The sequence below is a fragment of the Kitasatospora sp. NPDC001159 genome (assembly GCF_053598235.1).
The window spans coordinates 1-24,332 of the sequence record NZ_JBSFJV010000032.1 but is presented as its reverse complement, the minus strand read 5'-3'; the positions used below and the strand labels follow the sequence as shown (position 1 = coordinate 24,332).

The following is a 24,332-nucleotide window of genomic DNA, read 5'->3' as shown; positions in this document are numbered from 1 at the left end:
GGCCGCCGCGGGCCCGTTCAACCAGGCGGGGTGTCGCGGATCCGGAAGGCATCGGTGGCGCCGGTGAGTTCGAGCATCCGCAGCACCAGCGAGCGGGGGCGCGCCAGTTCGATCCGGCTGCCGTCGTCCGCGGCCCGGGCCTGGGCGCGCAGCAGGGCGTTGAGCCCGGAGGAGTCACAGAACTCCAGACCCGCGCAGTCGACCACCACGACGGTGGCCGGCTCGTCCAGCGCCGGATCCAGGGCCGCCCGCAGGCCGGCGACGGAGTCGAGGTCGAGTTCGCCGTACAGGGCGAGGACGGTCCCCTCAGCCCACGGCGACGCTTCCACGATGAACCTGCCGGGCGGTGCTTCGGCTGCGAAGCCCCGGCCGCTGGCCCTCGGCCACGGCGGCGGAGTCCTCGGGGTCACGACGTTCCTCCTCTTTCCTGCCGACAGTCCCCGGTACGCGGCTGTCCGCTGCGCGGCCCCCGAAACGCCCGGAGCGCGGGAAAATCGGGGCCGCCCCGGCTCAGCCCGGTCCGGCGCCGACGGCCCGGTGCGGAATTCGGCGGGGAGTCCTGTGGTGAGTGCGTTGGGGAGTCCAGAGGTGAGGGCACCTCCAGCCAGACCAGCTTTCCCTCCCCCTCCGGCAGCGTCCCCCAGGCCTCGGCGAGCCGGTCCACCACCCGCAGGCCGTGCCCGCCCGGCCGGCGCGGGTCGTACGGGCGCAGCCGGGGCGACTCCGGGCTGGCGTCGGCGACCTCTACCCGCAGCCGGGCGCCGTTCCAGTTCAGCCGCAGCTCGCGCGGGCCGCCCGGGGCGTGCAGGCAGGCGTTGGTGACCAGCTCGGAGACCATCAGCAGCACGTCCTCCGCCGCCGCCTGGCGCTCCTCGTCGGCGGCGGGCAGCCAGTGCCAGGACTGCAGCGCCTGTCGGCTGAACTCCCGGCAGCGCCCCACCGCGCCCTCGCTGCCCGCCAGGGTGAGGCACCTGGTCTGGCCGAAGCCTGGAGCGCGGCCGGGTCCGGGACGGTCCATGGCCGGGCTCCTCAGACCGGGTCCGACGGCGGGCCGGCGCCGGGGGCCCGAGGCCCCCGGCGCAGCCCTGCCGCCTCCGCGTCGAGGCGGGCTCGCGACAGCGGGTTCAGCCCCGTCGAGCCGCAGAACCGCAGGTCGGCCAGGTCGGCCACGATCCGTGCGAGGCCGTCGTCCACCGGCCGGGCGAGTGCGCCTCGCAGCCCGTCGGCCGTGGAGTGGTCCAGTTCGCCGGCGACGCTGATGATCCGCACCGACCCCTGCCGGTCGTCCATGCCCGGCGTTTGCCCGGCGCCGTCGCGCCTACACCCGAACGCCCGGGACCCGCGGCCACCGGGCGGGCGGCCGGGGAGATGCTTGACAAGCTCAACCTTTCAGGCCTAGCGTGCGTGATCGCAATTGCTTCATGCCATGAAACATCGAGTGCGCAGGCCGTCCCGAAGCACCGCGAGACCCCGTTTCCCTGGAGACCACGTTCATGACCCCGCTCGACCACAGCGCCGCCGTCGCCGCCGAGACCGCCCGCTTCGTCGCCGCCGTACAGCAGGCCGACCCCATCCTCCCGGTGCCCAGCTGCCCGGGCTGGACCCTCGCCGACCTCGTCCGCCACGCCGGCAGCGTGCAGCGCTGGTTCACCGTCCTGCTGCGACAGCGGGTCCAGGAGCCGCCGCGCAGCCGCGACGTCGACCTGCAGCTGCCAGAGCGGCCCGAGGAGTACCCGGCCTGGCTGGCCGAGGCCGCCGAGCAGGCCGCCGCGACCTTCGCGCAGACCGACCTCGACGCCCCGATGTGGGCCTGGGGCGCCGACCAGCACGCCCGCTTCTGGGTGCGCCGGATGCTGTTCGAGACCCTCGTCCACCGCGCCGACGCCGAGCTCGCGCTCTGCCTGGCGCCCGAGATCGAGCCCACCCTCGCGGCCGACGGCGTGGACGAGTTCCTGACCAACCTGCCCTTCGCCGCCTTCTTCGCCCCCAAGACCGCCGAGCTGCGCGGCGACGACCGCACCATCCGCTTCAGCCGCACCGACGGCGCCGGCACCTGGCTGGTGCGCCTGCGCCCCGACGGCCTCGGCCTCACCCCGGACGACAGCGACGCGACCGCCGACGCCACCGTCCAGGCCACCGCCGCCGACCTGCTGCTCCTCCTCTACGGGCGCCTCGACCGCACCGCCGCGAGCGTCACCCTGTCCGGGGACGAGGAGCTGCTGGCGCTCTGGTTCGCCAACTCGGCGTTCTGACCACGGCCGGGGCGCCGTTGGTCAGTTGCGTCCGTTGGGCCAGCTCGGTCAGCTCGGTCAGCGCAGCGGTTCGAACGGCCCCAGCTCCGCCGGGCGGCGACCGGTCACCATCGCCTCGGCGAGGAGTTGGCCGGTCGCCGGACCGAGAGTGGTGAACTGCTGCCCGACGCCCGCCTGCTCGGCGGCCCCCTTCCGGACCTCCGCGCACACGACGAGGCGCACGGCACCTCGTTCCTGCCCACCCTCGCCGCCTGGTGGGACCACTACGGCGAACCGCAGGTGCCGCGCGGGCCCTGCGGATCCACCCCTACACCCTGCGCTACCGGCTGCGCCGGATGGCCGAGGTGACGACGGGCGACCTCTCCTCACCACAGGTCCGCCTGGCGTTGCGCCTCCTGCTCGGCTCACTGCTGGACGGGCCCGGCCCACTCACGCCGCCCGCCGGTCGGTGCGGACCGCCTCAGCCTGCGTGAAGGATCCGGAAGCGACTGGCGTCCGCCGGATCCCGCTCGGCGACCTGGACCGACGGCCACGCCCACTGCCAAACGCTGACGCCCGGCGTACGGGAGAACCGGATCCGCCCGCGGGTGCCCTCGACAGCGACGCGCGGCCAGGACTCGGCGATGCGCGCGCGGTCCGCACCGTGCGAACGGAGCAGATCGGCGAGGACGACGACCGTGTCGTAGCCCTCGAAGGCGACGAAGGAGGGCGCTTCACCCAACCGCTCACGCAGGGCCGTCTCGACTCGCGCTCCGAGTGGGCTGAGACGCTCGGGCAGGTAGCGCAGGAACGGGATCGCCGAACCGTCGTCGCCCAGCAGCGCCGCCCATTCGGCGAACTCCGGTTGCCCGGCCGGGGCACCGATCACGGTCTCGGCGAGGCGCTGGTCGCGGCGGACGGACCTGACGATCGACACGGCCGGCTCCGGGTGGCCGGTCAGCAGGAGGAGGGCTGTCGCGCCATGGTCGACGAGTTCGTCGCACACGGCCGCGGGGGCGAGGGTGCCCATGTCGAGCTCGATGACGGTGCCGCCGCGCGGAGCGAGGTGGTCCCGCAGGATGCGGGCCCCGGATGCCCAGTAGACGCTCGGCTGGGCTGCTATGGCGATTCGACTGTGGCCCGTGCCGAGGAGGAACTCCGCGTAGGTCCGCCAGCCGTGGGACTGCGCCGGGGCGAGGCGCGCGACCCATTCCGTCGGCCGGTCGGTGAGCGCGTCGAGAACCGCTGAGGAGCAGAGGAACGGCAGGCCGAGGGCGTCGGCCCTGGCGGCGACCGCGCGGGCGACGACGCTGTGGTACTCCCCCGCCAGGGCGGCCACGCCCAGCTGAGCCAGTTCGTCCACGGCCGCCGCGGCCTTCTCCGGATCAGCCGCCGTGTCCCGGACCAGCAGTTCGAGCGGCCTTCCGCCGATCCCACCGGCGTCATTGACCTCGCGAACGGCCAACTCGATTCCGGCGAGCAGATGTTGCCCCGCCTCGACCAGCCGGGCCTGGTCAGCGGCACGAGAGCGCCGATCCCTACTGATGTTCCGTCAGTCCGCCCCGCTCCGAATGCCGATGGTGACGTGCTCATGTGCTGGCGTCTCCCGCGTGACGATTCGGTCGCAGGTCGCCCGGATCACCGAACGGCCGGGTTCGATGGTACGCGTCCACCTCATCCGGCCACGGCGAGCACACCTGCGTGATCACGCCGGACATTGCATCCACCGCCATCGCCAACAGTCAACCGAATTCCTCTTCCGGCAGGCGGTGACCACCGATGCCGCGTCATGGCCTGTGCGCCGGCTCTCCCGCGACAACCAGCCGGTACCCGTAGTCCATGCCAGTCCGCTCGAGCAGGTCGGCATGACGGCGCCGCCACCGCCCCGAGTCCAGATCGGCACGCAGCCGGGTGATCGCCGACTCCACGACGGTGGACGGAAGTTGGGCGAAGGTGGAGCTGGCCCGCCGGATCACCGGGTCGAGGTAGCACTCGGGACGGCGCCAGTAGGCGATCTGGAAACCGTCGGTGAAGTCGTACGGGATGGGGAAGGGCAGCACGGTATGGGCGTCGAGCGCCTCGACGGGGCGGCAGGGCGGGGTCGACCAGGGTGACGGCGTGGACTACCTCGCCCGCGCGAACCGCCACCGACCGGAGGCCACGGACGGCTCTCGGCGCGCACCAGACAGGCACAAGCGGGCGTTCGGTCCACCCGAAGGACGCGGAGTGCGCACGACCCGTGGCTGGAGGCGGGCAGGGCGCCCGCCCGCCTGATACCCGCCTACCGGGCCCACTTGTATAGTCAGGCGCCCGGTCGGATGTGAACAACGCGGGCACCTGGACGTTCGTCGCCGCCCCGACCGTGCTCAACACGGCCTTCCGGCTCGGGGCGACCGGTCAGCCGGTGGCGGCGAGCGTGCCGTCGAAGGTGGCGGCCGCGAGGCCGAAGGACAGGGTCATGCCGATCCCCGAGGTGACCGAGATCGCCCGGACGCCCGGCGCCAGGTCGCGCACCAGCAGCGGGCCGCGGGGACTGCTGGCGTAGACGCCCTGCCAGCGCTCCAGGATCCGCAGCCGCTCGACGCCCAGGACCCGCGCGACGGCCCCGATCAGCAGTTCGTAGCAGCGCTCGTCGATGAACGGCGGGGTGGTGGCGTCGTAGTGGTGCGAGTCACCGACCAGTACGGTGCCGTCCGGCAGCCTGGTGAACATCACGTTGGCGCCGATCTCCAGCAGCTCCGCGCTGTGGCCCAGGACCTCCTCCCGCAGCCGGGCAGCCGACGGCCGGCTGGTGAAGGCGTCATAGCGGAGCATCGAGGTGGCCGTCAGCACCGCGGAGTCGGTGGCGAACCCGACCGGGGCCTCGGCCCGCGCCATGGCGAGGCGGCAGCGCTGGACTTCGTGGTCCTCGGCGATGTCGGGCAACAGGTAGTCCAGGTCGTGACCGACGCAGATCAGGATCCGGTCGCCGTGGACCGGGCCGCGGGTGGTGTGCACCGTCCCGGGCTCGACGCCGGTGACGGCGGTGCCCCAGAGGATCCGGCCCTGCGGCTGCTCGGCCACCCAGCGGGCCAGACCGGGCGCCGCCTCGCGCGGGTTCACCCGCAGGTCGGCGGGCAGTATCGCGCCGCCCACCAGGTCGCCGTCCGCGCCGCCCGCGCGGCCGAGCAGCGCCGCCGTCTGCGCGGCGGTGCGCAGCTCGACGGCGTCGCCACCGCGCTCGGCGCGCAGCTCCTCCAGAACGGCCGCCTCGGTCGCCGACCGGGCCACCACCAGGGTGCCGGCCTCCTCGGCCCAGATGCCAGAGGCCTCGGCGGCGCGCAACCAGCCGGACCGGGAACGCTGGGCGAGGGCGAGCAGTTCGCCGTCCTGGGCGCTGATGCAGCAGTGGCCGAAGTTGCGGACCGAGGCGCCGACGGGCTGCCGGTCGCGCTCGACGACGGTGACGGACAGCCCCTGGCTCAGCGCCTCGACGGCGTGGGCCAGGCCGATGATGCCGGCGCCGACGATCACCACGTCGCTGCGGCCGGGCGTGCCGGGGGTGCGCGTACGGGAGGTGGCGGGGGTGGTGGTGGGTGTGCTGCTGCTCATGGCTCCAGATTCCGGGCTCGTCGGCATCAACGTCAATAGATGTCTGTACAAGTTACCGTCTGTTCATCCGCTCGACGAACACCGGGGCCCAACGGCTCTCCGGGCAGACGAGCAGGTGGGCCCCGCCTTGAGAAGTTCCACCCCGGAGTGTCATAGTCGGCTTGTGAAGACAAGTGACGAGCTTCCTCTCCACCAACGGCTCGGCGCCGAGTTCCAGCGCCGCATCGAGTCCGGCGAGTGGCCCGAGGGTGAGCCGGTGCCCAGCGAGTCGCAGCTCTGCGCCGAATTCGGCGCCTCCCGCGGCCCGGTCCGCCAGGCGCTGGCCATGCTGCGCCGCGAGGGCAGCCTGGTCGGCGGCCGCGGGAAGCCGCCGGTCGCCCGGCGCTCGGCCCCCTCCCAGCCGTTCGGCACCTTCCTCTCCTTCACCCAGTGGGCCCGCACCATCGGCCGCGAACCCGGGCAGACGACCGTCGAGGTGGCCCGCCGCCGGGCGACCCCGGAGGCCGCCGCCCGGCTGGGCCTCACCGAGGGCGAGCCGGTCGTCGAGCTGGTGCGACTGCGGCTGCTGGACGGCGTTCCGGCCATGCTGGAGCGCTCCACCTTCGTCCACGAGGTCGGCCGCATCCTGTTCGACTTCGACCCGGACACCGGTTCCGTCTACGAGGAACTGCTGCGCCGCGACGTCGACCTGCACCACGCCCGGCACACCATCGACGCCGTCGCCGCGGAGCCGAGCGACGCCGAGCTCCTGCGGATCACCGTCGGCGACCCACTGCTGCGCGTACGACGGCTCACGACGTCGAGCCAGGGTGTGCCGCTGGAGGACGCGGACGACCGCTACCTGCCCGCCATGGCCACCTTCACCATCGAGAACACCATCAATGGCCGTACCGTCATCGGCCGCTACCGCACCGAAGAGGACTGACAGCGTGATCGAGCTCGCCGCCCTGGACATGGCCGGTACCACCGTCAACGAGGCCGGTGCCGTCTACCGGGCCCTGCGCACCGCCGTCGAGGGCACCGGGGTGCCCGTCACCGAGGCCGACCTCCAGACCTGGATGGGCACCGACAAGCGCGAGGCCATCGCCGCCCTGGTCCGCATCGGCGGCGGCACCCCGACCCCGGAGCTGGTCGAGGAGCGCTACGCGGCCTTCCGCGAGTTCCTGCGCGAGGCCTACCGGACCACCCCGCCGCAGGCCATCCCCGGTGTCGAGGACGCCCTCGCCGAGCTGCGCCGACGCGGCATCAAGGTGGCCCTGACCACCGGCTTCAGCGGCGACGTCGCGTACCCGCTGCTGAAGTCGCTTGGCTGGTCCACCGGCGAGGGCGGCAACCTCGACGCGGTGGTCACCTCGGACGAGGTCCCGCGCGGGCGTCCGGCGCCGCACATGATCCACCGGGCGATGGAGAAGACCGGGGTCATCGACACCCGCCGGGTGCTGGCCGCCGGCGACACCGCCGTCGACGTCCAGGCCGGCGCCAACGCCGGTGCCGGTGTGGTGATCGGCGTCCTGACCGGGGGGCTCACCCGCGGCGACTTCGAGGGGCACCCGCACACCCACGTGCTGGACAGCGTCGCCGACATCCCGTCGCTTCCGGAGGCCCGGCCCGCCGTCTGATCCGACCGTCACAGGAGCCGCCGGGAATGGCGTCCACCCTCGGCAGCTTCCGCGTCTGGCACATCGGTGCCTCGACTCATCCCGGCCCCGGTCTCTCCGGGGTTCCAAACACCTGGTCGCGCCCGGCAGTTGCTCGGCCGTGCCGCACAGCTCCATGACCTGCTCGCCGCAGGGCGAACGGTCCTGCGGCGATCCCGCGTCCGGGCACACGCTACCGTCCGGTGTAGGTGAACTCGTCGGCCGGGCTGGGGGGAGAGGTGGCCCTGCCGACCGTCACGGTGATGTTCACCGTCTGGTGGTCGTCGAGCTGACCGGGCGCGGTTGCGGTGATCTGGGCCGGTGGGGACGAACTTGACCGAATCGGATGCCTTGTCCTTGAAGTGCACGGTGGCGCCATCGACAAAGCCCGAGCCGCTGATGGTGACCGGGGTGCCGACCTTTCCGCTGGTCGGGCTGACCGCACTGACCACCACAGGTGCGGGTCCGCCATAGGCGAACTGCCCCATCGCGACGGCCGGGGAAGTGCCGAGGGTGTTGGTGACGCGGACGTGGACGACGCCGGTTCCGTTGGGGACCTGAGCGGTGATCCTGATGCCGGAGGGGTCGATGTCGCTCTTGGTACAGGCGAATTGGCCGAAGTCGACCACGCTGTCCGAACTGAAACACTTCGTAGTCCAGCACGGTCACGGCCTCGTCCTGATTTCGCTGGCCATCGACAGCCCGGGTAGCGCAGACTCGGGCCGGACACTTTTCAGACCGGAGGATGGTTTTCATGGTTGACCGGCCCTTGACGCTCATGGCGGTGCACGCCCACCCCGACGACGAGGCCACCGGAACGGGGGGTGTGCTGGCCCGGTACGCGGCGGAGGGCTTCCGTACGGTCCTCGTCACCTGTACCGACGGCGCCTGCGGTGACGGGCCGGGCGGCGTCAAGCCGGGCGAGCCCGGCCACGACCCGGCGGCCGTCGCCGAGATGCGCCGTCAGGAGCTCCAGGCGAGCTGCGACGTCCTCAAAATCAGCCACCTGGAGATGTTGGACTACGCCGACTCCGGAATGATGGGCTGGGCGGCCAACGACGCTCCCGGCTCCTTCTGGCGGACGCCGGTCGAGGAGGGCGCCGCCCGCCTCGCCGAACTGCTGCAGCGCTACCGGCCCGACGTGGTCGTGACCTACGACGAGAACGGCTTCTACGGCCACCCCGACCACATCCAGGCGAACCGCATCACCATGGCGGCGCTGGAGCTGAGCGGGATGACGCCGAAGGTGTACTGGACGACTGCGCCGCGCTCGATGATGCAGCGCTTCGGCGAGGCCATGCGCGAGCTCGGCGCCGACTGGGATGCGCCGGACCCGGCGGAGGAGGCCGAGGCCATGCCCGAGATCGGCCTCCCCGACGAGGAGATCACCACCTGGGTCGACATCACCGAGTTCGGCAGCCAGAAGTTCGACGCCCTGGCCGCGCACGCCAGCCAGGGCGAGAACATCTTCTTCCTGCGGATGGGCAAGGAGAGGTTCACCGAGCTGATGGGCGTGGAGACCTTCGTCCGGGTCCAGGACACCACCGACGCCGCCGTGCCCGAGACCGACCTCTTCGCCGGCCTGCGCTGACCCGCCGGCGCAGCCGTCCGTTGACCTGAAGACCCGTCGGGCAGCCATGACAGGCCGCCCGACGGGTCTTCACCCTGTGCGGCGATCCGGGCGCGGGGACGGGAGTCAGAGCGTACGGCGAAGAGTTCGCGACCAATAGTGACTCCGTCGGGCCACCGGCTCACGCTCACACTCCAGCACGCTCGTACGAGGGAGGACGTACGATACCGATCCTGGCAGCGGACCCGTTGAGGCACGAGCCCCGTCCCGGACCCGGCCCCCGGCACCGGGAGTGTCAGCGGCGCCAACTCGGCGGCGGTCGTGGAGAAGACCTCGCCCGGGCCGCCGGTGAGCACGGCGAGGCAGCGGTGGGTCCACCTCCGAGCCGGTCGCCCAGGACACCGGCCAGCGCGCTCCGGGGTCGCCGTCCGGCTGGACCGGCGTGAAGCGGGCCGCCCAGTCCCGGGCGCCGAAGCGGGCCGCGTCCACGGCGAGGACATGGCGGCGCTCCGCAGCCGTCAGGTCCCGGTGGAGGTGTGCGGACGCCCGGTAGACGGCCGCGAGCAGCCGCTCCCCGCCATCGTCGACGCGCTGAACGGCTTTGCCGCCAAAGCCTCCTGAGCGGACGCCAGTTCCATACCCCACCCTCGTCTCATGTGATCAGTAACGTGAGGATGGCGCGCCCCGGTTGCGTCAGTCGAGATCACACCATGCCCCAACCAGCTGAACGGAGAGGCAAGATGACGATCAAACAGAACACCTGCGGTGGCTTCGCCCGGGCGGCGGCATGCTGACGTTCATCGTCGCCGCGCTCATCCTCATCATGATCCCCGGCCCCGACCAGGCGCTGATCACCCGCAATGCCCTGGTCGGCGGTCGGACCGCCGGCCTCTACACCACGCTCGGCGGCATGCTGGGCCTCAGCGTGCACGTGTCGGCCGCCTCGCTGGGCGTGTCCTCGTTGCTCGTCGCCTCCGCCGTCGCGTTCACGGCGCTCAAGGCCGTCGGAACGCTGTACCTGGTCTGGATGGGCATCGCGACCCTGCGCGCGGCCCGACAGTCCGCGAAGGGCGCGGCGGACGCGACGGCACCGGCGGCGGCCGGGAACAACCGGCTGGTGTACCTGCGGCAGGGCTTCCTGTCGAACGCGCTCAACCCCAAGGTGGCGCTGTTCTTCGTCACCTTCCTGCCGCAGTTCCTCCCCACCACCGGCCACACACTGGGCCAGGCGCTCGTGCTCTCGGCGGTGTTCGTGGTGCTGTACCTGCTCTGGTTCAGCCTCTACACGGTCACCGTCGACCGCATCGGCGCGTTCCTGCGGCGCCCGCGGGTGCGTAGCCGCATCGAGCGGGTGACCGGCGCGCTGCTGATCGGCTTCGGCGTCCGGCTCGCGCTGATGCACTGACCCCCGGGGTTGTGGCCCGGGCTCGGGTGCCCGGGCCACAACCCCGTACTCGGCGGACCTGGGGAGTGTCTTGTACGGCCCGGATGTTCTCCTCGCCCTCGATCGCGTGGCCGTCGGTGTTGAGGTGGTCCATGGTGGCCCGGGCCCCGGCACCGGGGAGGACGCGGTCGGCCTCGGCCGCCATCTCGTCGACCGTCCGGTGGAACTCCTCCCAGGCCCAGGCGTACGCCTCGGCCGGGTCGATGTCGGCGCCGTTGGCCCAGCGGGCCGAGCGCAGGTAGCGCTCACGGCCGACGGCGTCTGGGGTGCCGCCGGCGGCGGGCAGATAGCCGTCGCACAGCCAGTCCCGGAAGGCCGCCGCCGCGGCGGTCGCGCGCTCCGCGGCGGTGTCCAGCTCGGGCCGCAGCCGGGCGGGGCCGGCCGCCGTGAAGCCGGTGAACCAGCTCGCGCCGCCGTTCCGGCCGGTCCAGGCGTCGAGCTGCGCGATGACCGCCCGGGCCTGCCTGGGCGCGCACAGCAGCCCGCGGCGGATGCCCTCGGCCGAGCTCGCCCGGTAGCCGTCCAGCGCGCCGGGCACGCTGCGCAGCCGCCCGGCGACGGCCGCCCAGTTCTCCTCCGTGTCGGTGGGCATCATGGTGAAGACGCCCGCACCTGGTGCAGCGGCGAGTTGACGTTGCGCAGCTGACGGAACCGGTCCCCGGTCTCGTGTACGGCGAGCTCCGCGGTCAGCCGCTCCCGCAGCAGCCGGGCGCAGTCCCGTTCCGCGGCGTCCTCGGGGATCCCGGTGCTCCGCTCGGCGGCGTCGACCGCGGCCAGTGTCTTCCGGGCCAGCTGCCCCCATGCTGACGCACCGGGCGAGGCCCTGTCAGCAAGCTGGGGGCCGGAACGGGACAGCGGAACCGTCCGGGGCGTACCGCGCGTCGGAACGTGCGTACGCCCGCCGACCCGACGCCGTGCGGGACAGCGCAACCGGGGGGTCCGTCGAGGTGCTGATCCTGCTCGTACTCTTCGCCGCTGGCGCCGGCCTGGTCCTGATCGGCGTCCACAAGCTGCACACCGCGGTGCCGACCTGCTACGGCCGGCCCATGTCGCCCGGGGACGTCTGCCACCCCCGCGCCGCCCATGCCTACGGCGAGGGCATGCCCGAGCCCCACGACTCGACCTACCGGCAGCAGTTGGACAGCCTCACCAGCGGGGGCTGGACCGCCATCGTGATCGGCGTGGTCCTGCTGGCGCTGGCCGTCGTGATCGGCGTCGCCTGGGCAGCCTCCGCCGCCCGCGAGAGCCGGGAGTCAACCACCCGGAACTGACGATCCCGGGTTTGCGCTTGGCCGTGGGCCTGACGAGTTGCGCGAAGCCCGCACCATCCGCGCGGTCAGCTCTGGCACCCCGCGATCAGCCCGCGGCTCCAACGACATCCAGTCCCCACCCTCGATCGACCAAGGACGATCACGGCAGTCCGAACGGCTCCGTCATCACCGGTTTGCGGATTTCCCAACGGAGTCCCGAAGCCCCGGCTTCCTCGGCGGAATCAGGTGAACAGGCCCGCACACCGAAGCGAACCGACGGGTGCGCCGGGAGCGGATCGGCCGGTGTACGACCGGCCGGGAGCCCGTTTCGGTGAAGCCCTCTCGTGTCCGGAACCGTCCCCTGGATCTCCTACGATGACCGCCATGAACACAGCTGGGGCGGAACGACGCCTCGTCGACGGGCGCTTCGAACTGCTTCAGCAGCTCGGTGGCGGCGGCATGGGCCTGGTCTGGCGAGCCCGGGACAACGCACTGCACCGCGAAGTGGTACTCAAGGAGGTCCGCCCGTCGGACCCGGCGATGGCCGCGGCCGACCCGGACGGGGTGCGGGAGCTGCGCGAGCGGGTGCTGCGCGAGGCCCGGGCGCTCGCCCGGATCCAGCACCCCAACGTCGTGGTCATCCACCATATCGTCGACAGCCCGGACCACCCCCACCCCTGGCTGGTGATGGAGCTGGTCAGCGGTGGCAGCCTCGCCGACCGGCTGGCCGACGGCCCGCTCGGCGTGGCGGAGACCGCGCGGATCGGGCGCGGCGTGCTGTCCGCGCTGCGCGCCGCCCACGCCGTCGGCATCCAGCACCGGGACGTCAAGCCCGGCAACGTGCTGCTGCGCCCCGACGGCACCCCGGTGCTCGCGGACTTCGGCATCGCAGCCGTCCAGGACGCCACCGCCCTGACCGCGACCGGTGCGCTGATCGGCTCGCCCGAGTACATCGCACCGGAACGGATCCGCGGTCAGGAGGGCAACCCGTCCTCCGACCTGTGGTCGCTCGGCATGCTGCTCTACGTCGCCGTCGAGGGCCACCACCCGTTGCGCCGGGCGACCACACTGGCCACCCTCGCCGCCGTTCTCGACGAGCCGCTGCCGCCGCCGAGCCGGGCCGGGCGGCTCGGGCCGCTGCTGGTCGCCCTGCTCGGCAAGGACCCGGCACTGCGCCCGGACGCCGAGCAGCTCGACCGGGCGCTGGAGCAGGCCGAGTACGAGCCCGAGACCTTCCCGCTCGCCCCGGCCGCCCACCCCGTCCGGCCGACGCCGCACGACCGCATACCCACCGGCTTCCCGGCACCCCCGACGACGGGCGCCTCGCCTGCCACGTCAACGTCCCGCCGGGGCCGCGTCACGGTCGCCGCGGTGGCGGCCGGCGCCGTGGTGCTCGCCGGCGCCGGGGCGCTCTACCTGAACCGGTCCGGCACCGACGCGGATGCCGGCGTGTCCAAGGCCCCGAGCGCCACGACCGGTGCCACGAGCACCGTGTCCGACGACCTGCCGCCCACGACCGCACCGTCCTCCGTTGCCTCGCCGACCGCGGTGCCCGGCTCGACCGCCGACACGAACCTGCTGAACCCGGACGGCGTGCGCCGCACCGTCACGACCCTGCAGCCCTACCTGTCCGGCAACAAGGTCTTCGAGCTGACCGTCTACCCGGAGTACGCCATCGCCGAGGTCCCCACCTCGGCCGGCCCCAACCTCTACGACCGGATCACGATCCGCGACGGCAAGATCACCCGCGAGGCGGGCGGAGAGCTGATCGGCGACGAGAAGCCCATCGACCTGCAGCAGTACAGCTGGGACGTCATACCCGGCCTGCTCCAGCGTGCCCAGGCCACCCTGAACGTCCCCCAGCCGACAACGCGCTACCTGCTCATCAACTCCGACATGTTCGACGGCACCCCCACCATCAAGCTCTACCTCGCCGACGACTACGGCACCGGCTACCTGGAGACGGACCCGAAGGGCACCACCAAGCGCACTTACCCCCGCGGCTCCTGACCCGCGTTCAAAGCGGCGCGATGCCCGCGTGCCGGAGCGCGGAACGCGCGGCCTGAAGCCCGCACAGCCCGTGCACGCCGGCCCCGGGAGGGGTGGCCGCGGAGCAGAGGTAGACACCGCGGATGCCGGTGGCGTACGGGTCGAGCGCGGCGCGCGGGCGCAGCACGGTCTGCAGCGCGGTGTTGGCTCCCGTGGAGATGTCCCCGCCGACGTAGTTGGCGTTCTCGCGCGCCAGCCGGCCGGTCGACGTGACGGCCGTGGCGAGCACCCGGTCGCGGAAGCCGGGCGCGAACCGCTCGATCTGGGCGAGGATCGCCTCCGCGGCGTCCCCCTCGTAGCCGTGCGGCACGTGGGCGTAGGCGTACACCGGGTGCACGTCGCCGCGCGAGCGGCCGGGATCGGCGAGGTACTGCTGCGCCACCAGTGTGAAGGGCCGTGCGGGCATGCGCCCGAGGGCCGTCTCCCGTTCGGCGTGGGCGATCTCCTCCAGGGTGCCGCCGACGTGGACGGTGCCGGCCCGGCGGCAGCCCTCGTGGCGCCACGGGACACCGTCCTGGACGGCGAAGTCCATCCGGAAGGCCGCCGGACCGTGCCGCCAGCGGCGGTACGCGCGGCGCACCCGCGCTGGCAGTTCGCCGCCGCAGAGGTCCGCCGCCGCGCCGGGCGCGAGGTCCAGCAGGACGATCGGGAACGGCCGCAACTCGGCCAGCGAGCGCACCGGCCGCCCGGTCTCGATGCGTCCGCCGAGTTCGACCAGCCGGGCCGCCAGGGCGCCGCTGATCCGGCCGGAACCGCCCCGGGCGACCGGCCAGCCGCGGTGGTGCGCCGCCGCGAGCAGCATCAGGCCGACGGCCGAGGTCAGCGGCCGCTCCAGCGGCTGGAAGGCGTGCGCGGCCGCGCCGGCGAACAGGGCCCTGGCCCGGTCGGTGCGCCAGCTGCTGGCGAGCAGGGTGGCCGGCTGGACGGCCTTCAGGCCGAAGCCCGCCAGGATCACCGGGTGCCGGGGCAGCCGCAGGAGCGGGCGCAGGGCGTCCTCGGCGAGGGCGTCGAAGTCCGCGCTCAGCCCGCCGAACACCCGCTCCCAGGTGGCCGCGTCGGGCCCCAGCGCGCGGGCGCTCTCCCGGACCGAGCGCACCGCCACGGCCGCGTCCCCGCCGTCCAGCGGGTGCGCCAGGTCCACTTCCGGCCAGGCCCACTCCAGTCCGTGCCGGGCGAGGTCGGGAGAGCGCAGCAGGGCGGAGGCCACACCGAAGGGGTGCACCGCCGAGCAGTGGTCGTGCAGCAGGCCCGGCAGGGTGGCCTCGCCGCTGCGGGCGCCGCCGCCGATCTCCTCGGCGGCTTCCAGCACCGTGACGGCGAGGCCGTGCCCGGCGAGCGTGACCGCCGCGGCCAGCCCGTTGGGCCCGGAACCGACGACGACGGCCTCGCTCAAGCGCCCACCTCGCCACGCTCGGCGGTCTCTTCGCGAAACGCGCACCTTCCGATGACGAGCTCGCTCATGCCCTGCCTCCCTGGCGGCGTCAGCAGATCCGCGGCAACTGCTCGCCCATCGGCAGGTCGACCACCCGGGTGCCGCCGAAGCCGGTGCGGGCGACGACCATCCCGGGGTGGTCCGCGACGCACTCGCCGATCACCACCGCCTCCGCGCCGAGCGGGTGGGCGCGCATGGCGGCGAGGACGGCGTCCGCCTCGCCGCGCGGGACGAAGGCGACGAGCTTGCCCTCGTTGGCGATGTACATCGGGTCCAGGCCCAGTACGGCGCAGGCGTTGGCCACCGGATCCGGCACGGGCACGGCGCGTTCGCTCAGCACCACACCCACCCCGGCCGCCGCCGCGATCTCGTTGAGCGCCGCCGCCAGGCCGCCCCGGGTGGGGTCGCGCAGCACGTGCAGGTCGGGGGTGGCGGCGAGCATCGCCCCGACCAGGCCGCCGAGCGCCGCGCTGTCGCTGCGTACCTCGACCCCGAACTCCAGGCCCTCCCGGACGCTCATGATCGCCACCCCGTGCAGTCCGATCGGCCCACTGACGATCACCACGTCGCCGGGGACGGCCCGCTGCGGCCGGATGTCGACCCCGGCCGGAACGAGCCCGATGCCGGCGGTGTTCAGGTAGACGCCGTCCCCGTGCCCGGCCTCCACCACCTTGGTGTCCCCGGTGGCCACCTCGACCCCGGCGGTGCGGGCGGCGGCCCCGAGGGCCCGGGCGACCCGGTCCACCACGGCCATCTCCACCCCCTCCTCCAGGATGAAGCCGCTGGACAGGTAGGCCGCCCGGGCCCCGCTCATGGCGAGGTCGTTGACCGTGCCGTTGACGGCGAGGTCGCCGATGCAGCCGCCGGGGAAGAACAACGGCCGCACCACGTAGGAGTCGGTGGAGAAGGCGAGCCTGGCGCCACCCAGCTCCAGGACGGCGGAGTCGCCGAGCCCCGCCAGCGCCCGGCCGCCGAACGCGGGCGCGAAGAGGTTCTGCACCAGCTCGGCGGACATCGCCCCGCCGCCGCCGTGCCCCATCACCACCCGGGGGTGGTCGCGCAGCGGCAGCGGGCAGCTCCAGCCGGAGAAGTCGGGCGCGGCCGACGGTTCCGCCAGCATCTCGGTGTCAGCCAACGGGACTCGCCTCCTGAGGCGTGATCGGCGTGCTCAGCCGCCGGTAGAGGTAGTACGCGGCGCAGGCCCCCTCGCTGGAGACCATGGTGGCGCCGAGCGGGGTGCGCGGGGTGCAGACGGTGCCGAAGGCCTCGCACTGGTGGGGCTTCAGCAGTCCCTGCAGCACCTCGCCGGCGCGGCACTCGGCCGGTTCCCTGGTCGCGATTCCCGCGACGTCGAAGCGGTGCTCGGCGTCGTGGTCCCGGTAGCGGGGCGAGAGCCGCCAGCCGCTCCGCGGGATGACGCCGATGCCGCGCCAGGGGCGGTCGGCCACCTCGAAGACGTCCGCCAGCATGGCGCGGGCCGCGGGGTTGCCCTCGGGCCGGACGGCGCGCGGGTAGGCGTTGTCGACGGCGTGCTCGCCGCGTTCCAGCTGCCGTACGGTCCGCCGGATGCCCTCCAGGATGTCCAGCGGCTCGAAGCCGGTGACGACGATCGGCACCCGGTGGCGCTCCGCGAGCGCCGGGTACTCGGCGGTGCCCATCACACTGCACACGTGCCCGGCGGCGAGGAAACCCTGGACCCGGCAGTCCGGCGAGTCCATGATCGCGTCGATGGCGGGTGGCACCCGCACGTGCGAGACCAGCATGCTGAAGTTGCGCAGGCCCTGCTTCCTGGCCAGGTGGACGGCCATGGCGTTCGGCGGGGCGGTGGTCTCGAAGCCGATGCCGAAGAAGACGACCTCCCGGTCCGGGTTCTCCCGGGCGATCCGCAGGGCGTCGAGCGGCGAGTACACCACCCGGACGTCGCCGCCCTCGCCGCGGACGCGGAACAGGTCCCGGTCGGTGCCGGGCACCCGCAGCATGTCCCCGAAGGAGCAGAAGATCACCTCCGGCCGGGCGGCGATCGCCAGCGCGCGGTCGATCACCTCCAGCGGGGTGACGCACACCGGGCAGCCCGGCCCGTGGATCAACTCGACTTCTTCCGGTAGGAGTTGGTCGATGGCGTGCCGAATGATGCTGTGCGTCTGGCCGCCGCACACCTCCATCAGCGCCCACGGCCGGGTGACCGTCGCCCTGATGTCGGCGAGCAGCCCCTCGGCCAGCTCGGGGTTGCGGAACTCCTCCAGGTACTTCACCGTCCGGCCTCCTCAGTCCCTCGCTCCGCCCCGGCCGCCTCCCACGGGTCACCGAACTCCTCCTGCAGCAGCCCGAGTTCCTCGAACAGCTGCAGGGTCCGCCGGGCCGACTCCTCGTCCAGGCGCTGGAGCGCGAAGCCCACGTGGACGATCGCGTAGTCCCCCACCTGAAGGTCGGGCAGGTACTCCAGGCACACGTCCTTGACCACCCCGCCGAAGTCCATGACCGCCATCCGGGTCCCGTCACGTTCCCCGATCTCCGTCACCCTGCCGGGCACTGCCAGGCACATCCGCTCTCACTCCTCCCGGGTGACCGACGACCGGGCGGCCACCATCAGCTGGCCGAGCGCCAGCCCTCCGTCGTTGGGCGGCACCCGGCGGTGCCGCAGTACGGTGAAGCCGTCCTCCCCGAGGCCGCGCGCGCAGCCCGAGGAGAGCAGCGCGTTGGCGAAGACGCCGCCGCTGAGCGCCACCGTGGTGGTGCCGTAGCGCTCCCGGGCGGCCGCACAGATCCGCCGGACCAGGTCGGCCACCGCACTGTGGAAGCGCGCGGCGACCAGCCCCGCGGAAGCACCCGCGGCCACGTCCGCCACGACTCCGGCCAGCACCGGCCCGGGGTCGGCGATCCAGCCGTCCTCCCGGGGCGACAGTCCGAACCCGTAGCCCGCCGCCGGGCCGAACTCAGCGGCCGCCGCCTCCAGTTCGATCGCCGCCTGGGCCTCGTAGCCGGCCCGGTGGCAGACCCCCGCGAGCGAGGACACCGCGTCGAACAGCCGGCCCATGCTGGAGGTCGGCACGCAGTTCAGCCCGCGCGCCAACTGCCGCTCCAACAAGTGGAGTTCCTCCTCCGGGCAGGCCTGAACCGGCGGCAGCCCGGGCGCCCAGGGCAGCCCGGCCGTCCGCAGGTGCGCGAGCGCCGTCCGGTAGGGGCGTTCGACGGCCGCGTCACCGCCCGGCAGCGGCACGTACCCGAGGTGGGCGAGGCGGCGGAACCCGTCGTAGTCGGCCAGCAGCACCTCGCCGCCCCAGATCGCGCCGTCCTCGCCGTAGCCGGTGCCGTCGAAGGCCACCCCGAGCACCGCCCGACCGCCGTCCAGGCCGTGTTCGGCCATCACCGCGGCGATGTGGGCGTGGTGGTGCTGCACCCGGCGCACCGGCCGGCCGGCGGCGGTCCGCTCGGCGTGCCGGACCGAGCGGTAGCCGGGGTGCCGGTCGGCGACGAGCAGGCCGGGCCGCACCCCACTGACCGTGCCGAGCTGCTCGACCGCGCGGTCGAAGGCGCGCAGCGTCGCCAGGTCGTCCATGTCGCCGATGTGCCCGGACAGCCAGGCGTAGCCGTCGCGGGCCAGCGCGAAGGTGTTCTTAAGGTCACCGCCGACCGCCAGCACCGGCCGGACGGGCACCGGCAGCGGGAGCGGCAGCGGGGCGTATCCGCGCGAGCGGCGCAGCGGCAGCTGCTCGCCGTCGACCACCCGCACCACGGAGTCCTCGCAGGGCACGTGGATCGGCCGGTCGTGGCCGAGCCAAGCGTCGACGAGCGGGGCGAGCCTGCTCAGCGCCTCCCGGTCGTCGGTGACGATCGGCTCGCCGGAGAGGTTGGCACTGGTCATCACCAGGAGGTCCGGCCCGGGGGCGGCGAGCAGCAGGTGGTGCAGCGGTGTGTACGGGAGCATCACCCCGAGGTCGGGGCTGCCGGGGGCGACCGCCGGGAGTTCCGCGGCGAACCCACCCGGGCGGCGCAGCAGGACGATCGGCCGTGCCGGTCCGGTGAGCAGTTCCCGCTCGACCGGGCCGACCGGCAGCAGGCCCTCGACGGTGGCGAGGTCCGGGGCCATCAGGGCGAACGGTTTGTCGCCGCGCCGCTTGCGCCGGCGCAGCAGGGCGACGGCTCCGGCGTCGCGCGCGTCGCAGGCGAGGTGGTAGCCACCGAGGCCCTTGACGGCGAGGACCGCCCCGTCGGCCAGCAGTCGGCGGGCCCCCGTCAGCGCTTCCTCCCCCGTCCGCCCGGCGGTCCCGGGGACGTTCAGCGCGAGGCGCGGCCCGCAGGCGTGGCAGGACACGGGCTGGGCGTGGAAGCGGCGGTCGGCGGGGTCGGCGTACTCCCGGGCACAGTCCGCGCACATCGGGAAGCCGGCCATGGTCGTGTTGGCGCGGTCGTACGGCAGGCCGGTCACGATGGTGTGCCGGGGACCGCAGTTGGTACAGCTGATGAAGGGGTGCCGGTGGCGCCGGTCGGCGGGGTCGGCGAGTTCGGCCAGGCAGTCGGCACAGACGGCGACGTCCGGCGGGATCAGGGGGGTACGGGGGCCGTCGGCCCGGGACGGGGCGATGGTGAAGCCGGTGGCGCCGGTGGCGGCGAGCGGCGCGTGCTCCACCGAGGTGACCCGGGCGAGCGACGGCGCGTCGCTGGCCACCCGTCGACAGAATGCGTCGAGGGCGTCCGGGCTGCCCTCGACCTCGGCCAGGACGCCCTCGCCGGTGTTGGTGACGCTGCCGGCCAGCCCGAGTTCGCCGGCCAGGGTGAACACGAACGGCCGGAAGCCGACCCCCTGGACGAGTCCGCGGACGGCGACCCGCCGCCGCTCGCGGTCGGGTTCCGGGTGACCGGCCGTCACCGCGGCGCCTGCACCGTGTCGTGGTGCGCCCCGTGCGAGTGGGCCGCCATCACCGGCCGGTGCACCTCGGCGCCGTCCAGCACGGACAGGGCCCGCTCCAGCAGCGCCCCGACGCCGTCGCCGGTGCGGGCCGAGGTGTGCACCACCTCCACCCCGGGGTTGACCCGCTGGACGTTCGCCAGGAACGCCGCCCGGTCGAACTCGGCCGCCGCGGCGAGGTCCGCCTTGGTCACCAGCACCAGGTTGGCCAGCCCGAACGCGGTCGGGTACTTGAGCGGCTTGTCCTCACCCTCGGTCACCGAGGCCAGCACCACCCGCAGCGATTCGCCGAGGTCGTAGGAGGCCGGGCAGACCAGGTTGCCGACGTTCTCCACGAACAGCAGCCGGCAGTCCTGCGGCAGCCAGCCGTCCAGGTGCCCGGCGAGCATCCGCGCCTCCAGGTGGCAGAGCCCGTCGGTGAGCACCTGCTTCACCGGCGCGCCGGAACGGGCCAGCCGCAGCGCGTCGTTCTCGGTGGCCAGGTCGGCGGTAAGCGCGGCGACCGGCACCCCACGCTGCCGGGCCAGCCCCAACTCGGCCTCCAGCAGGGCGGTTTTGCCGCTGCCGGGGCTGGACAGCAGGTTCACCGCCACCGTCCCCCGGGCGGTCAGCGCCGCCCGCAGTTCGCGGGCGCTGTCGTCGTTGCGGGCGAGGACCGCCCGGCGGAGGTCGACCGTCTGGCACATCGCGTCAGCCTTTCTGTTGGGCCCGGACGTCGGGGCGCCGGGGCGTGTCCTGCAGACACGCCCGCTAGGCCCACTCGACGTCGAGGATCTGGAGCTCGCGCCCGGACAGCAGCTCGACGCCGCCGCCTCCGGAGCAGTTCGGGCAGCCGAGGTCCGGCGGCATGCCGACGGCCCACTCGAGGGCGCAGGGCGCGCACCGGGCCCGCGCCGCAACGGGCTCGGTGTCCAGCACCGCGCCCTCCACCAGCGTTCCGGCACAGGCCAGTTCGAAGCAGAAGTCGAGCGCCTCGGGGACGACCCCGGCCAGCTCGCCCACCTGCAGCCGCACCCGCGTCACCCCGGGGGCCCCGTGCTGGCGCGCGGCCTCGTCCACCTGCTCGACGACGGCGGCGGCGATCGACATCTCGTGCATCGGTCCCTTCCCACGGCGGGCGGCAACGCGCCCCATTACAGGGCGCGGTGGCGGCCACGGCTCGAAGCCGCGCCGCCACCGCGCCTGGGGCTGCACCGTTCGCAGCAATCCGGGCCTCACATCCGCGAGATCTTCAGGTACCGCTTGAGATCCGGCAGGCTCTGCCAGACCAGCGCGCCGATCCCCGCCAGCAGGGCCGCGCAGAACAGCTTCCTCAGCATGGTGTTGTCTCCCTCTCCGGTTGTGTGGCCCCGTTCACGACCCGCAGGACCACATGGACCGCCTCCTCGACGGCGGCGGCGACGGGCTCGCTCAGCCCGATGCCCTCCTCCAGCGACGCCGGCTCGCAGCCGACCACCAGCACCCGCCCGGGCGGCTCGCCGCCAGTCCCGGCGGCGAGCGTGGCGAGCAGCGCGAGTACGGCGTCCGGCCCCATCCGGTGGCCGTCCAGCACCGGCGCCTCCAGCGGCTCGGCGGCCGCCTCGATGAGGTAGACCGTGCCGGGCGCCCCGCCGCGGCAGGTGGCGTCCACCAGGACGGCGGTCGGGTAGCCGTCGAGCAGCCGGTACGCCAGGTCGACGCCGCGCACGCCGACGTCGACCGTCTCGACGCCGTCCGGCAGAGGGTGGGCGGAGAGCCGTCGGACGGTCTCGACCCCGAACCCGTCGTCGCCGAGGAAGATGTTGCCCACTCCGGCGACCAGCACCTTCCCGCCGCTCATGCACCCACCCCGCTCCGCTCGCCGGGCGCTTCGCGCAACGCGCACCTCTCAACGGCTCGCTCGCTCACGACTCCTCCAGCGGGGTGACCTCGTCGGGCTGGAAGTAGCGGAAGCGTCCCTGGGCCCGCCACAGGTCCGCGCCCGGGTCGTCCTCCACGGTGACGGCCAGGTGCACCGAGCCGTCGACGTCGTGCAGCACCGCCTCCACGACGCCGGTCCGCCCGTCCAGGAAGAGGTCCTGGGCGTCGGTGCGCCGCCGTCCGGGCCGCAGCAGCACCCGGCTGCCGACGCCGACCGGGTGGCCGTCGACCAGCACCCGGTCCCGCTCGGGGTCGACCTGCGGGTCGCTGCCCGGGTCCCACCAGGGCTGCTCCGCGTCGCCGGCGGTGCCGGTGACCTCGCGCAGCCCGCGGATGGCGCCGTGCAGGCGCTCCAGCACCTCGGGCGGCATGGACTCGGCCAGGTCGATCACGGCCCCGGCCCGTTCGTCGGTGCCGCGGGCCTCCCGTTTCTCGCCCTCGGTCAGGGCCGCCGTCCGCAGCGCCAGGATCTCGTCGATCTCGGTGGCGTCGTACAGGGTGCCGAGGCTCTCCGGGGCGACGCGCGGGTGGTCCTCCAGGATGATCGGCGAGGACAGCATCACCTGGTGGTCGCCGTCCGGTCCGGCCAGGACGGGCCAGGTGCGCTCGTTGCGGCACCGCTCGACGGCCGGCCGGGCCCACTGGGGCGGATCGGTGACCGACAGGAAGTGGCCGTGCTCCAGACCGAGCAGCAGGTGGGCGGAGACCAGGGAGCGCGGCAGCGCCTCCTCGCGACCGGCCCGCAGGTCCGGCGTCCAGGCGGAGGCGTTCTCCACCACCACCGTCAGGCGCTGCGCCCGGTACGGGCCGGGCAGTTCCTCCGCCCTCACCCGCACCAGGCCGTCGACCTGTTCGCGCCGCCGCACCAGCCGCCCGACGGCGGTGCCGTGCTCGTGCAGCAGCTCCGTCCCGCCGACGCCCGGCAGCCGGAACCCCCGCTGCACTCCTTCGCCGCTCAACTCATCGACCGACAAGAGGAGTTCGATTCGCTCCTCGACGCCCTCGTCCCATTCGACGAGCACCCGGTCGGCCAGCTCCAGCCGTTCCACGGGCTCGAACCCGCCGGTGACGGTGGCCTGTTCGACGGTTCGCCGTTGCACGCGCAGGAAACGCAGCTCGACCGCCAGCCGGTCGTCCGGGCGTGCCTCCATCACGCACTCGGTGCGCTGGTGGGAGTGCTCGCCGCCCTGCGCGGTGTACTCGGGCGGCACCAGGACGCCGAACTGCCAGCGCAGCCGGTTCTTGGCCGCCGACGCGCGGTACGGGTAGAGCACGTAGCCCTCCAGCAGCACCGCGTCGGCGATCTGCCGGGCGGCCGCGAAGGCGCGCTCGATCCCGTCGGGGAAGCCGCTCACCGGACGCCCTCCTCGATCGCCGCCGCCGCGAGCAGTTCGCGCAGCGTCGCCTCCCAGGAGGGCAGGGCCCGCCGGGAGCGGTAGGTCAGCAGGTCGTCCATCACGTCGTCCGGCAGGCGCAGCCAGCCGCATCCGGGGAAGTGCTGGTCGATCGCCTCCCGCCAGACCCGCACCGGCATCCGCACCCGGGCCTCCTTGTCCCAGGGCACGGGGGTGACCTGGAAGCCGCCGGGGCCGGCGAAGGCGGTGCCGGAGAAGAGCAGCAGCAGCGGCACCCCGCCGCCGTCCAGCGCCCGGAAGTAGCGGGCGGAGGCCACTTCCAGGTCGTAGCTGCACGGCACCGCCAGGTCGGCCTCGGCCTCCCCGGTGAAGCCGGGCACCAGTAGCGGCACGGTGGCGAACTGGATCGGGTTGAGCGTGGACGCCCAGCGCTCCCGCTCGCCGAACAGGTCGGTCAGGCGCTCACCCTCGGCGGCGGCGTACGACCGGCGGCCCGGTTCGATCCGCAGCTGGCACTGGAGGGCGAGGGCGTGCACCCGGGTGTCGGCCGGCGCCGTGACCCGCAGCCGGAACACCAGGGTCGGCGCGGCCGCGTACGGGTCGGACCGGACGCCGGTGCAGGTGAAGCCGAGCGCGCACCTTCCGATGGTTCGTTCACTCTGTTCACTCATGCCGTCACCTCCGCGCGCAGCGGACGGGCCCGGGCTGCCAAGCGCTCGAAGAAGGCGTCGAGTTCGGCCCGCGCCTCGGCCCCGCCGTCGAAGCCGTGCCAGCACCGCCGCAGCCGGCCGACCAGCTCGTAGCAGACGTCGATCGGAACCAGGAAGCATGCGACGTTCCGGTCGGTGCGGCGCAGCAGCAGCGCCTCCACGTCCGGTTCCAGGGCGGCGGCCAGCCGGCTGGTGCCGAGGGCGCGTTCCCAGGCCTGCTCGTCCACCTCGCTCTCGGTGGCGCCGGCCGGCCCGGGG

Annotated in this window: 29 protein-coding genes and 1 pseudogene; 9 read left to right on the top strand and 21 right to left on the bottom strand. The window is 73.7% G+C overall.

From position 1 onward, the window contains the following. Positions 1-17: 17 nt before the first annotated feature. From ACWC9T_RS18520 to ACWC9T_RS18510, 3 genes are read right to left on the bottom strand one after another with little or no spacing between them, the layout of a single operon-like run. Positions 18-410 (bottom strand): STAS domain-containing protein, encoded by a 393-nt coding sequence (locus tag ACWC9T_RS18520; protein WP_449822099.1) that lies wholly within the window; start codon positions 408-410, stop codon positions 18-20. After that, positions 407-1,018 carry an ATP-binding protein gene (locus ACWC9T_RS18515; RefSeq protein ID WP_449822098.1) on the bottom strand — a complete coding sequence of 204 codons (612 nt, stop codon included), beginning with the start codon at positions 1,016-1,018 and terminating at the stop codon, positions 407-409. The genes ACWC9T_RS18520 and ACWC9T_RS18515 overlap by 4 nt, the downstream gene beginning before the upstream one ends. A gap of 11 nt (positions 1,019-1,029) precedes the next feature. Beyond that, positions 1,030-1,290, bottom strand: a complete 261-nt coding sequence (locus ACWC9T_RS18510; RefSeq protein ID WP_449822097.1) for an STAS domain-containing protein — start codon at positions 1,288-1,290, stop codon at positions 1,030-1,032. Positions 1,291-1,493: 203 nt separating this feature from the next. Between ACWC9T_RS18510 and ACWC9T_RS18505 the strand changes: the two genes are divergently transcribed. Then, the gene (locus ACWC9T_RS18505; RefSeq protein ID WP_449822096.1) at positions 1,494-2,252 is read left to right on the top strand and encodes a maleylpyruvate isomerase family mycothiol-dependent enzyme; all 759 of its coding nucleotides are present in this window, start codon (positions 1,494-1,496) and stop codon (positions 2,250-2,252) included. A 57-nt stretch (positions 2,253-2,309) separates the two neighbouring features. Here ACWC9T_RS18505 and ACWC9T_RS18500 read toward each other — a convergent pair whose 3' ends face one another. After that, complete coding sequence (locus ACWC9T_RS18500) at positions 2,310-2,474, bottom strand: hypothetical protein (RefSeq protein ID WP_449822095.1); 165 nt, start codon at positions 2,472-2,474, stop codon at positions 2,310-2,312. A gap of 32 nt (positions 2,475-2,506) precedes the next feature. Between ACWC9T_RS18500 and ACWC9T_RS18495 the strand changes: the two genes are divergently transcribed. Then, a complete protein-coding gene (locus ACWC9T_RS18495; protein WP_449822094.1) occupies positions 2,507-2,725 on the top strand; it encodes a helix-turn-helix domain-containing protein in 219 nt (72 codons plus the stop codon). Here the strand turns inward: ACWC9T_RS18495 and ACWC9T_RS18490 are convergent. The 3 genes and pseudogenes from ACWC9T_RS18490 to ACWC9T_RS18480 all read right to left on the bottom strand — a co-directional run bounded on the left by ACWC9T_RS18490 (position 2,713) and on the right by ACWC9T_RS18480 (position 5,822). After that, positions 2,713-3,824 (bottom strand): annotated as a pseudogene (locus tag ACWC9T_RS18490) (ABC transporter substrate-binding protein). The gene ACWC9T_RS18495 and the pseudogene ACWC9T_RS18490 sit on opposite strands and share 13 nt — an antisense overlap. Positions 3,825-4,018: 194 nt before the next feature. Beyond that, positions 4,019-4,291: a hypothetical protein gene (locus ACWC9T_RS18485; protein WP_449822093.1), complete on the bottom strand. Its 273-nt coding sequence runs from the start codon at positions 4,289-4,291 to the stop codon at positions 4,019-4,021. Between the two features lie 337 nt (positions 4,292-4,628). Next, positions 4,629-5,822, bottom strand: a complete 1,194-nt coding sequence (locus tag ACWC9T_RS18480) for a TIGR03364 family FAD-dependent oxidoreductase (protein ID WP_449822092.1) — start codon at positions 5,820-5,822, stop codon at positions 4,629-4,631. Positions 5,823-5,985: 163 nt separating this feature from the next. Between ACWC9T_RS18480 and ACWC9T_RS18475 the strand changes: the two genes are divergently transcribed. Both ACWC9T_RS18475 and ACWC9T_RS18470 read left to right on the top strand, forming a co-directional pair. Next, entirely contained in the window at positions 5,986-6,747 is a 762-nt protein-coding gene (locus tag ACWC9T_RS18475) for a GntR family transcriptional regulator (RefSeq protein WP_449822091.1), read from the top strand. Between the two features lie 4 nt (positions 6,748-6,751). Continuing rightward, complete coding sequence (locus ACWC9T_RS18470) at positions 6,752-7,441, top strand: phosphonatase-like hydrolase (RefSeq protein ID WP_449822090.1); 690 nt, start codon at positions 6,752-6,754, stop codon at positions 7,439-7,441. 8 nt (positions 7,442-7,449) lie between these two features. Here ACWC9T_RS18470 and ACWC9T_RS18465 read toward each other — a convergent pair whose 3' ends face one another. Next, positions 7,450-7,947, bottom strand: coding sequence for an IPT/TIG domain-containing protein (locus ACWC9T_RS18465; RefSeq protein ID WP_449822159.1), 498 nt, complete (start codon positions 7,945-7,947; stop codon positions 7,450-7,452). Between the two features lie 76 nt (positions 7,948-8,023). Between ACWC9T_RS18465 and ACWC9T_RS18460 the strand changes: the two genes are divergently transcribed. The 3 genes from ACWC9T_RS18460 to ACWC9T_RS18450 all read left to right on the top strand — a co-directional run bounded on the left by ACWC9T_RS18460 (position 8,024) and on the right by ACWC9T_RS18450 (position 10,434). Next, entirely contained in the window at positions 8,024-8,221 is a 198-nt protein-coding gene (locus ACWC9T_RS18460; protein ID WP_449822161.1) for a hypothetical protein, read from the top strand. Further along, positions 8,214-9,050 carry a PIG-L family deacetylase gene (locus ACWC9T_RS18455; protein WP_449822089.1) on the top strand — a complete coding sequence of 279 codons (837 nt, stop codon included), beginning with the start codon at positions 8,214-8,216 and terminating at the stop codon, positions 9,048-9,050. The genes ACWC9T_RS18460 and ACWC9T_RS18455 overlap by 8 nt, the downstream gene beginning before the upstream one ends. Positions 9,051-9,816: 766 nt before the next feature. Beyond that, positions 9,817-10,434 (top strand): LysE family translocator, encoded by a 618-nt coding sequence (locus tag ACWC9T_RS18450; protein WP_449822088.1) that lies wholly within the window; start codon positions 9,817-9,819, stop codon positions 10,432-10,434. On the opposite strand, the gene ACWC9T_RS18445 is transcribed toward ACWC9T_RS18450, so the two are convergent. Continuing rightward, positions 10,319-11,068, bottom strand: a complete 750-nt coding sequence (locus ACWC9T_RS18445; protein WP_449822087.1) for a DUF885 family protein — start codon at positions 11,066-11,068, stop codon at positions 10,319-10,321. The genes ACWC9T_RS18450 and ACWC9T_RS18445 overlap by 116 nt on opposite strands. 319 nt (positions 11,069-11,387) lie before the next feature. On the opposite strand from ACWC9T_RS18445, the gene ACWC9T_RS18440 reads away from it, so the two are divergent. Together ACWC9T_RS18440 and ACWC9T_RS18435 are read left to right on the top strand one after the other, a co-directional pair. After that, positions 11,388-11,744 (top strand): hypothetical protein, encoded by a 357-nt coding sequence (locus tag ACWC9T_RS18440; protein ID WP_449822086.1) that lies wholly within the window; start codon positions 11,388-11,390, stop codon positions 11,742-11,744. Between the two features lie 363 nt (positions 11,745-12,107). Further along, positions 12,108-13,733: a protein kinase domain-containing protein gene (locus tag ACWC9T_RS18435; protein WP_449822085.1), complete on the top strand. Its 1,626-nt coding sequence runs from the start codon at positions 12,108-12,110 to the stop codon at positions 13,731-13,733. Between the two features lie 7 nt (positions 13,734-13,740). Here the strand turns inward: ACWC9T_RS18435 and ACWC9T_RS18430 are convergent, their stop codons facing one another. The 12 genes from ACWC9T_RS18430 to ACWC9T_RS18375 all read right to left on the bottom strand — a co-directional run. Then, on the bottom strand, positions 13,741-15,165 hold the full coding sequence (locus ACWC9T_RS18430) for a phytoene desaturase family protein (protein WP_449822084.1): 1,425 nt from the start codon (positions 15,163-15,165) through the stop codon (positions 13,741-13,743). A gap of 88 nt (positions 15,166-15,253) precedes the next feature. Beyond that, complete coding sequence (gene hypE, locus ACWC9T_RS18425) at positions 15,254-16,324, bottom strand: hydrogenase expression/formation protein HypE (protein WP_449822158.1); 1,071 nt, start codon at positions 16,322-16,324, stop codon at positions 15,254-15,256. Between the two features lie 7 nt (positions 16,325-16,331). Continuing rightward, positions 16,332-17,456 (bottom strand): hydrogenase formation protein HypD, encoded by a 1,125-nt coding sequence (hypD, locus tag ACWC9T_RS18420; RefSeq protein ID WP_449822083.1) that lies wholly within the window; start codon positions 17,454-17,456, stop codon positions 16,332-16,334. Next, positions 17,453-17,746 carry a HypC/HybG/HupF family hydrogenase formation chaperone gene (locus tag ACWC9T_RS18415; protein ID WP_449822082.1) on the bottom strand — a complete coding sequence of 98 codons (294 nt, stop codon included), beginning with the start codon at positions 17,744-17,746 and terminating at the stop codon, positions 17,453-17,455. The genes hypD and ACWC9T_RS18415 overlap by 4 nt, the downstream gene beginning before the upstream one ends. 6 nt (positions 17,747-17,752) lie before the next feature. Further along, positions 17,753-20,071, bottom strand: coding sequence for a carbamoyltransferase HypF (hypF, locus tag ACWC9T_RS18410; protein ID WP_449822081.1), 2,319 nt, complete (start codon positions 20,069-20,071; stop codon positions 17,753-17,755). Beyond that, positions 20,068-20,796, bottom strand: coding sequence for a hydrogenase nickel incorporation protein HypB (gene hypB / locus ACWC9T_RS18405; RefSeq protein WP_449822080.1), 729 nt, complete (start codon positions 20,794-20,796; stop codon positions 20,068-20,070). Before hypB ends, hypF begins: the two co-directional genes overlap by 4 nt. A 64-nt stretch (positions 20,797-20,860) precedes the next feature. Then, on the bottom strand, positions 20,861-21,208 hold the full coding sequence (hypA, locus tag ACWC9T_RS18400; protein WP_449822079.1) for a hydrogenase maturation nickel metallochaperone HypA: 348 nt from the start codon (positions 21,206-21,208) through the stop codon (positions 20,861-20,863). A gap of 116 nt (positions 21,209-21,324) precedes the next feature. Beyond that, a complete protein-coding gene (locus ACWC9T_RS18395) occupies positions 21,325-21,429 on the bottom strand; it encodes a DUF6893 family small protein (protein ID WP_387933688.1) in 105 nt (34 codons plus the stop codon). Further along, the gene (locus tag ACWC9T_RS18390; protein ID WP_449822078.1) at positions 21,423-21,929 is read right to left on the bottom strand and encodes a hydrogenase maturation protease; all 507 of its coding nucleotides are present in this window, start codon (positions 21,927-21,929) and stop codon (positions 21,423-21,425) included. Before ACWC9T_RS18390 ends, ACWC9T_RS18395 begins: the two co-directional genes overlap by 7 nt. Positions 21,930-21,993: 64 nt before the next feature. Next, positions 21,994-23,364, bottom strand: coding sequence for a hypothetical protein (locus ACWC9T_RS18385; RefSeq protein WP_449822077.1), 1,371 nt, complete (start codon positions 23,362-23,364; stop codon positions 21,994-21,996). Then, positions 23,361-24,035: a DUF6084 family protein gene (locus ACWC9T_RS18380; RefSeq protein WP_449822076.1), complete on the bottom strand. Its 675-nt coding sequence runs from the start codon at positions 24,033-24,035 to the stop codon at positions 23,361-23,363. Before ACWC9T_RS18380 ends, ACWC9T_RS18385 begins: the two co-directional genes overlap by 4 nt. Continuing rightward, positions 24,032-24,332 (bottom strand): DUF5947 family protein (locus ACWC9T_RS18375; protein ID WP_449822075.1); only part of this gene is annotated, 301 nt, incomplete at its 5' end. The genes ACWC9T_RS18375 and ACWC9T_RS18380, both read right to left, overlap by 4 nt.

Excerpts from the sequence above, each read along its gene's own strand:
- ACWC9T_RS18515 (WP_449822098.1), bottom strand. The coding sequence starts at position 1,018 with ATGGACCGTCCCGGACCCGGCCGCGCTCCAGGCTTCGGCCAGACCAGG.
- ACWC9T_RS18510 (WP_449822097.1), bottom strand. The coding sequence starts at position 1,290 with ATGGACGACCGGCAGGGGTCGGTGCGGATCATCAGCGTCGCCGGCGAA.
- ACWC9T_RS18505 (WP_449822096.1), top strand. The coding sequence starts at position 1,494 with ATGACCCCGCTCGACCACAGCGCCGCCGTCGCCGCCGAGACCGCCCGC.
- ACWC9T_RS18480 (WP_449822092.1), bottom strand. The coding sequence starts at position 5,822 with ATGAGCAGCAGCACACCCACCACCACCCCCGCCACCTCCCGTACGCGC.
- ACWC9T_RS18465 (WP_449822159.1), bottom strand. The coding sequence starts at position 7,947 with ATGGGGCAGTTCGCCTATGGCGGACCCGCACCTGTGGTGGTCAGTGCG.
- ACWC9T_RS18455 (WP_449822089.1), top strand. The coding sequence starts at position 8,214 with ATGGTTGACCGGCCCTTGACGCTCATGGCGGTGCACGCCCACCCCGAC.
- ACWC9T_RS18450 (WP_449822088.1), top strand. The coding sequence starts at position 9,817 with ATGCTGACGTTCATCGTCGCCGCGCTCATCCTCATCATGATCCCCGGC.
- ACWC9T_RS18445 (WP_449822087.1), bottom strand. The coding sequence starts at position 11,068 with ATGATGCCCACCGACACGGAGGAGAACTGGGCGGCCGTCGCCGGGCGG.
- ACWC9T_RS18435 (WP_449822085.1), top strand. The coding sequence starts at position 12,108 with ATGAACACAGCTGGGGCGGAACGACGCCTCGTCGACGGGCGCTTCGAA.
- hypE (WP_449822158.1), bottom strand. The coding sequence starts at position 16,324 with ATGCTGGCGGAACCGTCGGCCGCGCCCGACTTCTCCGGCTGGAGCTGC.
- ACWC9T_RS18415 (WP_449822082.1), bottom strand. The coding sequence starts at position 17,746 with ATGTGCCTGGCAGTGCCCGGCAGGGTGACGGAGATCGGGGAACGTGAC.
- hypB (WP_449822080.1), bottom strand. The coding sequence starts at position 20,796 with ATGTGCCAGACGGTCGACCTCCGCCGGGCGGTCCTCGCCCGCAACGAC.
- hypA (WP_449822079.1), bottom strand. The coding sequence starts at position 21,208 with ATGCACGAGATGTCGATCGCCGCCGCCGTCGTCGAGCAGGTGGACGAG.
- ACWC9T_RS18395 (WP_387933688.1), bottom strand. The coding sequence starts at position 21,429 with ATGCTGAGGAAGCTGTTCTGCGCGGCCCTGCTGGCGGGGATCGGCGCG.
- ACWC9T_RS18390 (WP_449822078.1), bottom strand. The coding sequence starts at position 21,929 with ATGAGCGGCGGGAAGGTGCTGGTCGCCGGAGTGGGCAACATCTTCCTC.
- ACWC9T_RS18380 (WP_449822076.1), bottom strand. The coding sequence starts at position 24,035 with ATGAGTGAACAGAGTGAACGAACCATCGGAAGGTGCGCGCTCGGCTTC.